Here is a 14,609-nt window from a genome sequence, read left to right on the forward strand (position 1 = left end):
AGCGCAAAGAATCTATAGGTAAAAACCTTGGCGATCTTCGCGTCTCTGCGCCCTCTGCGTTCCAATCACCAAACCAGCCCGATCACCCGAACAACTCCGCCAACCGCGCTCCCGGATCCGAAGCCCGCATGAAGGCCTCGCCCACCAGGAAGGCATGCACGCCGGCGTTGCGCATGCGCGCCACATCATCCCGGGTGTGAATTCCGCTCTCGGTCACCACCAGCCGGTCCGCCGGCATCATCGCCAGCAGGTCCAGGGTCGTTTCCAGCCGCGTCTCGAAACTGCGCAGGTTGCGGTTGTTGATGCCGATCAACCGGGCATCGAGCCTGAGCGCCCGCTCCAGCTCCTCGCGGTCATGGACCTCGATCAGCACATTCATGCCCAGCTCGTGGGTCAGCGCGAGCAGGTCACGCAATTTCACATCGTCCAGGGCGGAGACGATCAGCAGCACGCAGTCCGCGCCCATCACCCGGGCCTCGTAGACCTGGTAGGGGTCGATCATGAAGTCCTTGCGCAGCACCGGCAGACCACAGGCGGCCCGGGCGTCCTCCAGGTAGGCCTCACTGCCCTGGAAGAAGTCGTGGTCGGTGAGCACCGACAGACAGGCGGCGCCACCCGCCTCGTAGCGCTTCGCGATGGCCTCGGGGTCGAAATCCTCGCGCAGCAGTCCCTTGCTGGGGCTGGCCTTCTTGATCTCGGCGATCACCGCGGCCTGCCCGGCATGGATCTTCGCCTCAAGCGCCCCAAGGAAAGGACGCACGGCGGGAGCGGCATCGACGAAGCGGCGCAGATCCTCCAGGGAGGTGCGCGCACTGCGTTCGGCGACCTCCTCGCGCTTGCGGGCGAGGATCCTGGTCAGAATGTCGGTGTTGTTGGTCATGGGGATTCCGCAATTTAAAGATTACCGCAGAGGCGCGGAGTCGCAGAGAAAAAGATAACGAATGGACTGGATTTACATGATTGACATGATGATTGATCAGGACCCAGTGAGGGTTTGTTCAATCCTGTTAATCATGTAAATCCTGTCGAATTTGTTTTCCTCTGCGACTCCGCGCCTCTGCGGCAGATGTTGCCGTTTTCAGCAGGACGCCGTGAAAGACACCAGCTGCTGAAGTTTCTCAGCGGCGGCGCCGGAGTTGATGGCTTCACGGGCCATTTCGATGCCTTCTGCGTGGCTGCCGGCAACGTCGGCCACGTACAACGCCGCGCCGGCATTGAGCAGCACGATGTCCCGGGCCGGGCCCGGCTGGCCGTCCAGCACGCCGCGGATCATGGCGAGACTGCCCGCGGCATCCTCCACGCGAATCCTGGACAGGTCGGCGCGTTCCATGCCGAAATCCTCGGGGGCGATCAGGCGCACCGTGACCTCGCCGTCGCGCAGTTCCGCCACCCGGGTGGGCGCGCCGATGCTGATCTCGTCCAGGCCGTCCTCGGCATGGACCACCATCACGTGACGGCTGCCGAGTCGGCCCAGCACCCGGGCCAGGGGCTCCAGCCAGCGGTTGCTGAACACACCCAGCACCTGGTTGGGCGCACCCGCCGGATTGGTGAGCGGTCCGAGCACGTTGAACAGGGTGCGCACGCCCATCTCCCGGCGCGGACCGACGGCGTGCTTCATGGCGCCGTGGTGCTTGGGCGCGAACAGGAAACCGACACCCACCTGCTCGATGCAGCGGGCCACCTGCTCCGGCGACAAGTCCAGGTTCACGCCGGCGGCCTCCAGCACGTCGGCGCTGCCTGACTTGCTGGAGACGGAACGGTTGCCATGCTTGGCCACCCGGCCGCCGGCGGCGGCCACCACCAGGGCGCTGGCGGTGGAGATGTTGAAGCTGCCGGAGGCATCGCCGCCGGTGCCGCAGGTGTCCACCAGGTGCCCGGCCTGCACCTCGACCCGGGTGGCCAGATCGCGCATCACCCGCGCGGCGGCGGTCACCTCGTCCACCGTCTCGCCCTTCATGGCAAGACCCACCAGGAAGCCGCCCATCTGAGCGGGCGTGGCCTCGCCGTTCATGATCAGGCCCATGACCGCGGTCATCTCCTGCTCGCTGAGGTCGATGCGCTGTGTGACGGCGCGGATGGCTTGCTGCATGTCCATGGTGTCAGGCGTCTCTCGAATCGTGTGTGGTTCAGGCCGGATTCTCCGGACCACCGCCGCGGGGGTCAATAGACACGGGACGCCCGTAGATCAACCACCACAGCCCCCAGAGCATTGCTGCGGCGAGATAGAGGCCCGTCATGCCGAGGGAGAGCCAGGCCAGGCTGCGGGACAACACGGTGACCAGCAGCGCCGCCACCAGGGCATTGGCGCTGAGTTGCAGAAAGGCCTGCAGGGCGGAGGCCATGCCGCGCTGATGGGGATAACAGTCCAGGGCGAGCACGGTGACGTTGGGCATGCACAGGGCAAGGCCGAGGGAATACAACGGCAGCGGCGCGAGCGCGGTGAAGGGCTGGACCGGCAGCCAGTGGGCCTGCAGCAGGTTGAGACTCACTGCCACGGCCATCACCGCAAAGCCCGTGGTCACCATGGTCACCGGCGGGATGCGCTCGGCCAGTCGGGAAGAGAGCCAGCCGCCCAGCACGATGCCGCAAACCAGGGGCGCGAACAGGCGCCAGAAATCGTTCACGCCGTAGCCCAGCAGCCCATAGATCAGCTCCGGCGAGGCGGCGATGTAGAGGAACATGCCGGCGAAGGCCAGGGCGAGAACCAGGACCAGGGCCATGAAGCGCGCATTGGCCAGGGCGCGGCCGTAACTGGCCAGTACGAAGTGCGGCGCCACGCTGACCCGGGCCACGGGCGGCAGGGTTTCCGGCATGCGCCGGAAGGTGAACAGCCACACCGCGGCCCCGAACAGGGACAGGAACACGAACACCGAGCGCCAGCCCGCCACATCGTGCAGCAGACCGCCGATCACCGGCGCGAGCGCGGGGGCTGCGCCGAACATCACCATCATCAGCCCCATGACCCGCTGCGCCTCGTGGCCCGCGTAGATATCCCGCACCAGGGCGCGGCCGATCACCGTGCCCGCGCCGGCCGTCGCGCCCTGGGCGGCGCGCATCAGCAGGAAGGTCTCCATGCTCTGGGCCAGGGCGCAGCCGATGGAGGCGATCATGTAGCCCACGAGGGCCACCAGCACCACGCGCCGGCGCCCGAAGGCATCGGACAGCGGCCCGTAGACCAGGGTCATCACGGCAAAGCCCAGCAGGTAGATGCTGAGCGTCTGCTGCATGCGCGCCGGGCCGGCGCCGAACTCCTCGGCGATATCGGGAAAGGACGGGAGATAGGTATCCAGGGTGAACGGCGCCAGCATGGCCAGCGACGCCACCAGGAGGGCGACACGCCAGCGCGGCAGCGCCGGGCTCACCCGGTGATGTTCACGACCGGGCAGGCGCGTCCGCCTCCATGGTCAGGAAGTTACGCAGCAGGTCGTGTCCGTGGCGGGTGAGGATGGACTCCGGGTGGAACTGCACGCCCTCCACTGCCAGGGTCTTGTGGCGCACGCCCATGATCTCGTCCATCTGCCCGTCCGGGGTCTCGGTCCAGGCGGTGATCTCCAGGCAATCGGGGATGCTCTCTTTTTCGATCACCAGGGAGTGATAGCGGGTGGCCTCGAAGGGATTGGGCAGGCCCCTGAACACGCCCTTGCCGGCGTGGTGAATGAGCGAGGTCTTGCCGTGCATGATCTCCCGGGCGTGCACCACCTTGCCGCCGAACACCTGGCCGATGGCCTGGTGCCCGAGACACACGCCGAACACGGGGATCTCGCCGGCGAAGCGGCGGATGGTCTCCATGGAGATGCCCGCTTCGTTGGGGGTGCAGGGGCCCGGCGAGATCATGATGCGCTCGGGCACAAGGGCGGCCACATCGTCCACCGTCAACGCGTCATTGCGCCGCACCTCGACCTGGGCACCCAGCTCGCCCAGGTACTGGACCAGGTTGTAGGTGAAGGAATCGTAGTTGTCGATCATCAGCAATTTAACCATGACAACCTCTTGTTTTTTCTGTATTTTTTTTACTCATTCTTGGGGCTATATACACAGATATATACACATATACACCGGATTTCGGCAGCACAAGCGCCGGATAGTGCCCTTGTGGGGCGGCAGCGAGCATGGAGGCTGGCCTCACGGTGCGTCTCTGCAAGGCTCCTTGATGAGACTCCTTGCAAGACTGCCGGTGAGCGACGCGCACAACCGCGCACCACGAGGACGTGGTGCGCGAGGCGCTACCTATGGCTGGGGGATTTAATGGCATCGGGCAATCTCCTGAGTCTTGGAGCCGCCGTGCCGGAGAGCCATCTACTGAACCTTGCCCGCCGGTGGGGCGGCAAGGTGCGGATCAAAGCCGCAACGACGTGCCGCTTCTACCGGAAGCGCCACCACTGAGCAATGTTGATCGATGCAGTACGGGTCATGGCAGACCGAGTTAAACCGGGGAAGATGCGTAGGAAGCGAATCACCCCACAGCAGCTTCATATCCGAGGCATTGTAACATGCACCTCTCTTTGCCGTCTAACAGTTGAGCCTGCAAGGAGCAATCCACCCAAGTTAAGCCATCCCGCGCCCAGCCTCAGGCACCGACCCGCGGCGCTCCTAGCGAACCCCTCGATTCTTGCAGATTTCGCTTGACACCCATCGCGCTTCGTGAGGCCGCCGCGCTGCTTACGCCCGCTTCTGGCGCAAGCAGCGCGGCGGCCAGTGAGGTTCGTTTTCGAACCTCAAGCGCCCCATGGACCTCACCCGTCTCTTCAATGCCCTGGCAGAGCACCTCGCCTCCGATGCGTTCCTCAACACCGCCCGACATCCTGAGCATCCAGCGGCCTTCTCCCGCCGACGCAAGCTGCCCTTGAACGCACTCGTGGCAAGCTTGGTCTGTGGCATGTGCAAGAGCGTCCAGGCCGAGTTGGATGGCTTCTTCGGCAGTCTCAAGGCGCAGGCCACCTTGGTCCGACACGTGAGCGCACAGGCGTTCGCGCAGGCGCGCGCCAAACTCGCGCCCGCTGCACTGCCGGCGCTCAACGACCACCTCATCAAGCTCGCTGAGGACACTGGCAGGGTGCCGCGCTGGCACGGCCTGCGCCGCATCGCGGTCGACGGCTCCTGTCTGCGGCTGGCGCTGCGCGCCAGCCATGTGCCGCGCGCGGCCAGCCGCGACATGCTGGCCTTGGGCTGCTACTTGCCCGATGCCCAGCTGATGCTGGCCGCCCAGCTCTACAGCGCCGGCTATGGCGAGCGACAGGCCTTGTTCGAGCAGTTCGAGCGCTTTGGAACAGGCGATCTGCTGCTGCTCGATCGCGGCTATCCCTGTCGCTGGCTGGTGGCTGCCCTGCAGGGCAAGGGCATCGACTTCTGCATGCGCGTGGACATGGCCAAGGTCGGCTTTGCTGTGGTCCGGGCGTTCCGTGCCTCGGGTCTTGCCGAGCAGGTCGTGGAGCTGCCTGCCGCCGAGGACCAGGATGTCAGGGACTTCGAATGCCCCGAGGGTCCGCTGCGCGTGCGCCTGGTCCGCCACGTCAACGCTAACGGCAGCGTGCACATCCTCATGACCAGCCTGATGGACGCCGAGCGCTTCCCTGTGGCCGTGTTCGGTGAGCTCTACCATCAGCGCTGGTCCATCGAAGAAGCCTTCAAGCGGCTCAAGCATCGGCTCAGCCTCGAACAAGTGACCGGCCTGAGCCACCTCGCCGTGCAGCAGGACTTCGCCGCCAAGGTGTTGTGCGACAACCTCGCCGCGCTCGCCAGCGCAGAGGCGCGCGGAAGCGAGAACCTGCCCGCTCACCGCCGCATCAACCGGGCCTACGCGAGAACCGCGCTCAAGCCGCTGATCCCGGCCCTGTTGCTTGGGCTCGCCACAGCGGCGATGCTGAAGGAGGTGCTGAAGCTGATCGGATCGCAGACCTACAAGCACAGGCCAGGGCTGTCCAAACCGAGGCCGCCGAAACCAAAGCCGCATCCGGCCCTGAGTTACAAGGCGTGCTGAGGGTGGGTGGGCTTAACTTGGGTGGATTGCTGCAAGGAGTCGCTTTCCTAGCAAGGCTTCGAGCATCCGATCAAGGTGGGCGTTGACCCTATTGGCCGTCGAAATTGATTGCGAACTTGGCTCATTTCTTGGTAGCGTGATGTAATGATGCGTATTTTGTTCAGACATAGGCTGGCAGTGATGGCGTTGCTTCTTGCAACGTTCGTTGTCATCCCTATTGCTGATGCGGTCTTGTGCGCATCTGAGGGTGGGGATACGTATTCATACGTTGAAACCCATAGTGACGATAGTAGGGACAAGGGTTCCGACTTCGATCATGGCGCCTGCAGCCACGGGCATTGTCACCATACACACGCTCACGTTCCCCCACACTCAGCGGCCCACGCCGTTTCCCTGCCCCTGGCGCACCAACGGCCAGACAGTGATGCTATCGCATCACACACGCCTGATGGATTGATGCGACCCCCCAAAGCCTGACGAATCCGGGCCGTGCTGCTTGCACGGTCGTTTCGTCAACTTTTTTAGCTTTGGGAGCTTTCCTATGTCCATGTTGTTCGGCCGACCGCTATGCGCGGTTGGCTTCGCTGTGGTCGCCACAGCAATCACGCTGGCACTGCCAGCAAGGGCCGAACCCGCCCCACCTTATGAAACACTGATCGAGCATCTCGATCGAACCCCGGCAACACTTGAAGCCGAAGCATTACTCGATGCCGCCAGGGCGCGCGCGCAACAAGCCCGTGCGTTGCCTAATCCTTCCATCTCCCTGGAGGCCGAGAACGCTTACGGTCGCTCGCCGTTCACTGGCTATGGCGCCGCAGAGACCACGTTTTCCGTCAGTCAACCTCTGGAACTGTGGGGACAGCGGGGCGCGCGAATCGGTGCCGCACGGGCGGAAGCCGACGCGGCCGGCCTGCGCCGCGACCAGTCGCGATGGGCAGTCGCAGGCCGCCTGGCGCTGATCTATGCCGAAGCGGAAGCAGCCTCTTTGCAGCATGAACTGGCCGCCGAGGCGCTGTCGCTGACGCAGGCGGATGCAAGCGCGGTGATGGCCCTTGTGGAAGAAGGTCGCGAGGCCGTGCTTCGTGGCGTTCAGGCCGAAAGCGAAGTGGAAGCTGCTCGTGCCGTCGTGGACGAGACACGGGCAAACCGGGATGCAGCTTTCGCGCGCCTCGCCGCAGTGGCGATGCTGACCGAGCCGGTCACATCCATCGAAACCAGCCTGCTGAATCGCGCACCCAACCCCTTCACGCCGGATGCACGCAATCCCCTGGCTGTTCAAATTGCCGAGGCCGAGCTGGATGCGGCTGGTGAATTCGTGAACGTGGAGCGACTTCGTGCTCGTCCCGACGTGACTGCTTCGCTCGGTGTCCGGCGATTCGAAGAATACGACACCCAAGCACTCACCTTCGGCATCAGCGTGTCCCTTCCACTGTTCGACAGAAACACGGGCGCTATCAGTGCAGCCCGTGCCGAGCAGCGAGCTGCCGAGGCGCGGCTGGCCAGTTTGAAACTGGAGGCCCAGGCGGATCGCAGCGCTGCACAAGCCCGCCTTGATGCGTCGATCACTCGGACACGTGCTGCCGACAACGGCGTCGCTGCTACCGAAGAAGCCTACCGCCTCGCACGCGCCGGGTTCGATGCCGGGCGCATCTCGCAGTTGGAGCTGCGCAGCATACGGGCGGCCTTGATTGCCGCACGCAATACCGCAGTGGACGCACGCCTGGCGCGCGTCCGTGCAGAAGTCGAACTCGCGCGCCTCGACGGCCGCGCTCCATTTTGAGGAAGCATTGATGACACCCAAAAATATCCGGCTCCTCTTTGGAGCAGCACTGCTTGCCGCACTTGGAGCGGGCTTTGGCCTTGCCCAACTGATCCCCCACACGGAGCACGCTGCTCACGTCAAGGGCGATGATCACGATGACCATGACGACCACGATGACGAGGCGCCCGAAGGTGTTGTCATCCTGACGGCGCGACAAATCGAGGCGTCAGGCATCGGTATCGTCGCGGTGGGTCGTGGCGGCGGCAACGAGACTCGACTGACGGGGCGGGTCGAATCCGCCCTGGACGCACGCACAGCGATCTCCGCCATCGTGGGCGGCCGAGTCGAGCAGGTACAGGTCGCACCCGGCTCTCCGGTTGAAGCGGGCCAGACGCTGGTTGTGGTGATCAGCGGCGAAGCCGCCACTCTGCGCGCCAATGCCGAGGCCGCGGCCGCCGAAGCGGAAGCCTCACGCCTGGAGTATCGACGTGACTCGAATCTGGTTGAACTGGGCGTGGTTGCCCGCCGGGAACTGGAAGCGTCCCGCGCCCGCTCACTGGCCGCCGATGCGGCAGCCAGGGCGGCACAGGCACAGGTGGTGGCAGCCGGCGCCCCCGACGCACAGGGCCGTGTCGCCATCGTCAGCCCGATCGCGGGTGTTGTCGGCACAGTCCAAGTCACGCCGGGCGGATTCGTCGCTGCCGGTGGTGGCGTCGCGGAGGTCTCCAATCCCGCGCAGACCGAACTCGTCTTCACCGCGCCACCGGCCCTGGCGGCGCAGGTGATCTCCGGATCTCGCATCGAAGTCAGAAGCCCCTCCGGCGATTTCGAAGCGGTGGTATTAGGGGTGGCCGCCAATGTGCGTGAGCAAGGCAATGCCACCCTCATCCGGGCTCGTCCGGTTTCGGGCGTCCTGCCACCCGCCGGCTCGCCAGTGACGGGGGTCATTGTTACCGATAGGCAGGAAGATGGCCTGACCGTCCCCGCCGACGCGGTGCAAACGGTGGACGGGCGATCGGTGGTGTTCGTCGCCACTGACGAAGGCTTCCGGGCAACGCCGGTGCTCGCTGGCCGTCAAGCTGGCGGCCATATCGAGATACTGAACGGGCTTGATGGCTCAGAGCGCATCGTTGGGATCAACGCCTTCCTCTTAAAAGCCGAACTCGCCAAAGGCGAGGCCGAACACAGCCACTGAGGAAGCAACCCATGTTCAAGTTCATTATCGAAACCTCAGTGCGCTTTCGCTGGTTCGTGGTGATCGCCGCCGCCGTGGTGGCCGCCTATGGCCTGCTCGAACTGAACCGGCTGCCGATCGACGCGGTACCGGACATCACCAACCGCCAGGTACAGATCAACACAGTGGCGCCCGCGCTCGCGCCCGAGCAGATCGAGCGGCTGGTCACCTATCCGCTGGAAACGGGGCTTGCCGGCATCCCTGGCCTGACCCACACCCGTTCACTGTCGCGCAACGGCTTCTCTCAGATCACCGCCGTGTTCACGGACCAGACCGACATCTACTTCGCGCGCCAGCAGGTCGCGGAGCGGATGCGTGAAGTCCAGGAAGACTTGCCCGAGGGCGCCGTTCCGGTGATGTCGCCGGTCACTACCGGGCTTGGCGAAGTGCTGATGTGGACGGTGGACTATATACCGTTCAACAGCACTAATCTCGCCGAGCCCGGTCAACCCGGCTGGCAGGAGGGCGAGGTCTATCTGACGCCGGAAGGTGAACGGCTGATCACGCCCGAGGCGCGCGCCACCTATTTGCGCACGGTCCAGGACTGGATCATCGCACCGCAGATGCGCTCTACGCCGGGCCTGGCGGGCATCGACACCACCGGCGGTTATGTCAAGGAATACGCGGTGCGGCCCGATCCGGCCAGGCTCGCTGCCCATGGACTCGGCCTCAGCGATCTGGTCCAGGCGCTGGAGCGCGCGAACGTCCAGGCCGGCGCGGGGTTCATCCAGCGCGGCGGCGAAGGTCTGGTGGTGCGGGCCGATGCACTGGCCGAGACGGTGGAAGACCTCGCCCAAGCACCGGTGGCCAATCGCGCCGGTCTGGTCGTGCGCGTCGCCGATGTGGCGACCGTCGAGATCGGCCAGGCACCGCGCCAGGGGGCGGCGACGCGCGATGGTCATGAAGCGGTACTCGGCACCGCGCTGATGATCGCCGGCGGCAACAGCCGCACCGCCGCCCAGGCAGCGGCTGCGCGGTTGTCGCAAGTCAGCCAGTCGCTGCCCCCAGGCATCATCGCAGAGCCGGTGCTTGATCGCAGCGTGCTGGTCAATGCCACGATCAGGACGGTCGCCACAAACCTGACGGAAGGCGCACTGCTGGTGATAGCAGTGCTGTTCCTGCTGCTCGGCAATATCCGCGCGGCGGCGATCACTGCGCTGGTGATCCCGCTGTCCTTCCTGTTCGCGGTCATCGGCATGAACCGGTTCGGGATCAGCGGCAACCTGATGAGCCTGGGCGCTCTCGACTTCGGCATTCTGGTCGATGGGGCGGTGATCGTGATCGAAGCGACGCTACTGATGCTCGGCCAGCGGCGTCAGGAGTTGGGTCGGCCGCTGACCGCGATGGAACGCCTGGGTGTCGCCATGCAAGCAGCTCGCAAGATGGTGAGGCCCGCCGCCTTTGGCCAGCTCATCATTCTGTTGGTGTTCGCGCCGATCCTGACTCTCGAAGGGGTAGAAGGAAAAACCTTCCAGCCGATGGCAGCCACCTTCATGCTGGCCCTTGCAGGTGCGTTCATCTTCTCCTTTACCTTCGTACCGGCGATGGCCGCGCTGTTCGTGCGTGAGCCCAAGTCCGTCCCAGAGATCGATGAGGGCCATCACGAAACCCGCGTGATCCGCTTTGTACGGCACGGGATCGAGCCGGTGATTCGCGCCGCCATCGTGCGGCCCCGGATCGTGCTGGGATCGGCGCTGCTGGCGCTGGTCATCGGGGCCTCGGCATTCCTATCCCTGGGACGGGAGTTCACGCCGACGCTGGACGAGGGTGACATCGCCATGCAGGCACTGCGGGTACCGTCCGCCTCCCTGGAACAGTCGTTGAGTATGCATATGGCGCTGGAACGGGCGATCACGGCCCAGCCTGAAGTGCGCACGGTCTTCTCCCGTACCGGCACTGCCGAGGCTGCGGTGGACCCCATGCCACCGAACATCTCCGACGCCGTGATCATGCTCAAACCTCGGAGTGACTGGCCCGACCCGTCGCTCGGCAAGGAGGCACTGGTCGAACGGATCGCCGCTGTCGCCGACGAACAGATCGGCAACGCCTACGAGTTCAGCCAGCCGATCGAGCTGCGTTTCAATGAACTGATCTCGGGCGTGCGCACCGATCTTGCCGTCATGGTCTTCGGTGATGACTTCACGGTACTGCAAGGAATCGCGGACCAGGTGGCGAACCGGCTGCGCCAGATCGAAGGCGCGGCGGATGTGCGTGTCGAGCAGGTGTCGGGGCTGCCAACCCTGACCGTGCAGGTCGATCGGTCGGCCGCGGCGGCTTACGGGCTTGCCGCCGCCGACGTCAGCGAAGCCGTGGCCATCGGCATTGGCGGCATGGCCGCCGGACGTATTTTCGAAGGCGATCGCCGCTTCGACGTGGTGGTTCGGCTGGATGAGGAAGCCCGCAGCGATCCCGCCAGCCTGGCCGCGCTGCCGATCACAACCCCCACTGGCACCACGGTGCCCCTGTCTTCGGTGGCACGCATTCAGATCAGCGAAGGTCCGAACCAGATCAGTCGTGAAAACGGCAGCCGCCGCATGGTGGTGCAGGCCAACGTCCGTGGCCGCGACCTGGGCGGCTTCGTCGCCGAGGCGCAGGACGCGGTGGCCGGCGTCGCGCTGCCGGCCGGCGTCCATCTCGACTGGGGCGGCCAGTTCGAGAATCTTCAGCGCGCCGAGCAGCGGCTGATGGTAGTGGTCCCGTTCGTCTTCGTGCTGATCGGCGTACTGCTGTTCATGGCCCTGGGCAGTATCAGGGAAGCCGGCCTGGTGTTCGTCTGTGTCCCCCTTGCGCTGGTCGGCGGCGCGCTGGCCCTGCTGGTGCGCGGGATGCCCTTCTCAGTGTCGGCAGCCGTGGGCTTTATCGCCGTGTCAGGTGTGGCGACACTCAACGGCCTGGTGCTGATGCAGGCGATTCGCGAACGTCTGACTGCCGGCGATCCGCCGCTGGAAGCCGCCGCTGCCGGTGCCGCCAGTCGTCTGCGGGCCGTCCTGACCACCGCGCTGGTCGCCATCGTCGGCTTCATTCCGATGGCGATCGCCACAGGCGCAGGCGCGGAAGTACAAAAGCCGCTTGCCACCGTAGTGATCGGCGGATTGCTGACCGCAACTGCACTAACCCTGCTGGTGCTGCCTACCTTCGCCGCGCGAGCTGCGAAGCCACATATCAATAGAGGAGCCAGCGCATGACGAACAAACTGCGTCTCGATCTTCCCATCCTGCTGCCGAACATTCTGCACGACGCCGATGCCTGCGTGGGACGGCTCCTGGCCGAGCTGCGGGGCCAGACTGGTGTGGAGGATGCCCATGTCCGAAGCGATGGCTCCCCGGCAACCCATCAACTCTGCATCCACTATGACCCCGACACGCTTCCGCTCGCGCGCATCCGCGAACTGGTCGAGGTGGCAGGTGCGCGCATTACCGAACAGTTCGGCCATCTCGTCTGGAACATCGAGGGCATCACCCACCAGCGGCGGGCGCGAACAGTAACCGAACAGTTACTGAATCTACCCGGCGTGCTCGAAGCCGAGGTCAGCGTCGGCGGCGTGGTACGGCTGGAGTTCGACCGTCAGCAGACATCAGAGGACGACATTCGTGCAGCGCTGGCAGAGGCCGGCGTGGGTCGCAAGTCCGAAACACATCGGCATGAGGCGGATGGCGACCACCGCCACGGCGGTATCTTCGGCGCCAACAGCGAGCTGATCTTTTCTCTGATTTGCGGTGGACTCCTCGTTACCGGGTTTGCAATCGAAAAACTGACGCCTTTGCCAGGCTGGCTGCCGCTTGCCTGTTATCTCGGCGCCTACTTCTTCGGCGGCTTCTACACCGTCGGAGAAGCGGTCCAGAACCTGAAGCTCAAGCGTTTCGAGATCGACACGCTGATGCTGGTCGCTGCGGCTGGCGCGGCGGCGCTCGGGGCATGGGCCGAAGGTGCGCTGCTGCTGTTCCTGTTCAGCCTCGGTCATTCACTCGAACACTACGCCATGGGTCGCGCCAAGCGCGCGATCGAAGCGCTCGCCGAACTTGCTCCGGCGACCGCAAAGGTTCGTCGTGGCGACACGATCATGGAGGTCGCAGTGGAGACACTGGCGCTGGGCGATGTCGTGATCGTCCTCCCCAATGAGCGCCTGCCGGCAGACGGGTTCGTGGTGTCAGGTGAAAGCAGCGTCGATCAGGCTCCCGTCACCGGAGAGAGTGTGCCAGTCGATAAACGTCCAGTTCCCGACCGCGCGAAAGCCACCGCACGGCCCGATCTGCTGGATGCGGCGCATCGCGTGTTCGCAGGCACCATCAATGGCTCTGGCGCGATCGAGATCGTGGTGACCAAACGTTCCTCGGAGAGCGCGCTGGCGCGCATCGTGAAAATGGTCAGCGAAGCTGAGACGCGAAGATCGCCGACCCAGCGGTTCACCGATCGGTTCGAGCGTGTTTTCGTTCCGGCAGTGCTGGCGCTGGCCGTGTTGCTGCTGTTCGCGTGGGTCGTCGTGGACGAGCCATTCCGGGATAGCTTCTATCGCGCGATGGCCGTTCTCGTCGCGGCCAGCCCTTGCGCACTCGCCATCGCCACGCCGAGCGCCGTGCTTTCTGGTATCGCCCGCGCTGCACGGGGCGGTGTTCTGATCAAAGGTGGTGCTCCACTCGAAAAGCTCGGATCGCTCAATGCGCTCGCGTTTGACAAGACCGGCACGCTCACAGAAGGACGACCGCGCATCACTGACGTATCACCGGCACCCGACATTGACGAGGCCGAGTTACTGGCAACGGCGGTTGCGGTCGAAGCATTAAGCGATCATCCCCTGGCCCGCGCGATTGTGCGCGACGGCACGCAACGTCTTGGTGGTGCGCCTCTGCCTACTGCGTCCGGGCTTCGCAGCCTGACCGGACAGGGTGTGGTCGCTCGGATCGAAGACGATACAGTGCAGATCGGCAAGGCCGAGATGTTCGGCGCTGATGGCCTGCCGCCCTTGTCGGAGTCTGTTGCCTTCGCTGTCGAACAGCTCCGCAATGAGGGGCGGACCACCATGGTGGTCCGCCGGAATGGGCGCGACCTTGGCGTGATCGGCCTCATGGACACACCACGCGCATCGGCACGGTCTGCGCTTGAGCGACTACGGAAGATCGGCATCACCCGCATGATCATGATCTCTGGCGACAACCAGCGAGTCGCTGATGCTGTCGCCAAGCAAGTCGGCCTGGATGAGGCGTGGGGCGACCTGATGCCGGAAGACAAGGTGGAGGCGATCGAGAAGCTTCGAGAAGCCGGTGAGGTCGCGATGGTTGGCGATGGCGTCAACGATGCTCCAGCCATGGCCAATGCAACCGTGGGAATCGCCATGGGCGCGGCAGGATCGGACGTAGCGCTGGAAACGGCCGACGTTGCCCTGATGGCCGATGACCTCTCCCATCTGCCGTTCGCCGTCGGACTCAGCCGGCAGGCGCGCATGATCATTCGGCAGAACCTGTTCATCAGTCTTGGCGTCGTGGCACTACTGGTGCCTGCGACGATCCTGGGGCTCGGCATCGGTCCAGCGGTTGCGGCCCATGAAGGCTCGACGCTGGTAGTTGTGTTCAACGCGCTCAGGCTGCTTGCCTATCGGGAGAGATAAATCGGCGATGCGTGCTGTACGAGTCACGCACAAA

The 14,609-nt window shown here is 64.8% G+C and carries 9 protein-coding genes; 5 read left to right on the top strand and 4 right to left on the bottom strand.

The genetic code is table 11. The features are described from left to right. Positions 1 to 82: 82 nt before the first annotated feature. From trpC to TGR7_RS14055, 4 genes are all read right to left on the bottom strand, one after another. Complete coding sequence (gene trpC / locus TGR7_RS14040; RefSeq protein WP_012639346.1) at positions 83 to 880, bottom strand: indole-3-glycerol phosphate synthase TrpC; 798 nt, start codon at positions 878 to 880, stop codon at positions 83 to 85. A 198-nt stretch (positions 881 to 1,078) separates the two neighbouring features. Continuing rightward, entirely contained in the window at positions 1,079 to 2,095 is a 1,017-nt protein-coding gene (gene trpD, locus TGR7_RS14045; RefSeq protein ID WP_012639347.1) for an anthranilate phosphoribosyltransferase, read from the bottom strand. A 31-nt stretch (positions 2,096 to 2,126) separates the two neighbouring features. Then, positions 2,127 to 3,362 carry a multidrug effflux MFS transporter gene (locus TGR7_RS14050; RefSeq protein ID WP_012639348.1) on the bottom strand — a complete coding sequence of 412 codons (1,236 nt, stop codon included), beginning with the start codon at positions 3,360 to 3,362 and terminating at the stop codon, positions 2,127 to 2,129. 10 nt (positions 3,363 to 3,372) lie between these two features. Then, positions 3,373 to 3,981: an anthranilate synthase component II gene (locus TGR7_RS14055; RefSeq protein WP_012639349.1), complete on the bottom strand. Its 609-nt coding sequence runs from the start codon at positions 3,979 to 3,981 to the stop codon at positions 3,373 to 3,375. Between the two features lie 745 nt (positions 3,982 to 4,726). Between TGR7_RS14055 and TGR7_RS14060 the strand changes: the two genes are divergently transcribed. The 5 genes from TGR7_RS14060 to TGR7_RS14080 all read left to right on the top strand — a co-directional run bounded on the left by TGR7_RS14060 (position 4,727) and on the right by TGR7_RS14080 (position 14,575). After that, positions 4,727 to 5,977 carry an IS4 family transposase gene (locus TGR7_RS14060; protein WP_012639350.1) on the top strand — a complete coding sequence of 417 codons (1,251 nt, stop codon included), beginning with the start codon at positions 4,727 to 4,729 and terminating at the stop codon, positions 5,975 to 5,977. A 541-nt stretch (positions 5,978 to 6,518) separates the two neighbouring features. Then, on the top strand, positions 6,519 to 7,757 hold the full coding sequence (locus TGR7_RS14065; RefSeq protein WP_012639351.1) for a TolC family protein: 1,239 nt from the start codon (positions 6,519 to 6,521) through the stop codon (positions 7,755 to 7,757). Continuing rightward, positions 7,711 to 8,934 carry an efflux RND transporter periplasmic adaptor subunit gene (locus TGR7_RS14070; RefSeq protein WP_222702408.1) on the top strand — a complete coding sequence of 408 codons (1,224 nt, stop codon included), beginning with the start codon at positions 7,711 to 7,713 and terminating at the stop codon, positions 8,932 to 8,934. The genes TGR7_RS14065 and TGR7_RS14070 overlap by 47 nt, the downstream gene beginning before the upstream one ends. Positions 8,935 to 8,945: 11 nt before the next feature. After that, the gene (locus TGR7_RS14075) at positions 8,946 to 12,158 is read left to right on the top strand and encodes an efflux RND transporter permease subunit (protein WP_012639353.1); all 3,213 of its coding nucleotides are present in this window, start codon (positions 8,946 to 8,948) and stop codon (positions 12,156 to 12,158) included. Continuing rightward, positions 12,155 to 14,575: a heavy metal translocating P-type ATPase gene (locus TGR7_RS14080; RefSeq protein ID WP_012639354.1), complete on the top strand. Its 2,421-nt coding sequence runs from the start codon at positions 12,155 to 12,157 to the stop codon at positions 14,573 to 14,575. The genes TGR7_RS14075 and TGR7_RS14080 overlap by 4 nt, the downstream gene beginning before the upstream one ends. Positions 14,576 to 14,609 lie beyond the last annotated feature (34 nt).

It is taken from the genome of Thioalkalivibrio sulfidiphilus HL-EbGr7 (assembly GCF_000021985.1).
Lineage (GTDB): Bacteria > Pseudomonadota > Gammaproteobacteria > Ectothiorhodospirales > Ectothiorhodospiraceae > Thioalkalivibrio_A > Thioalkalivibrio_A sulfidiphilus.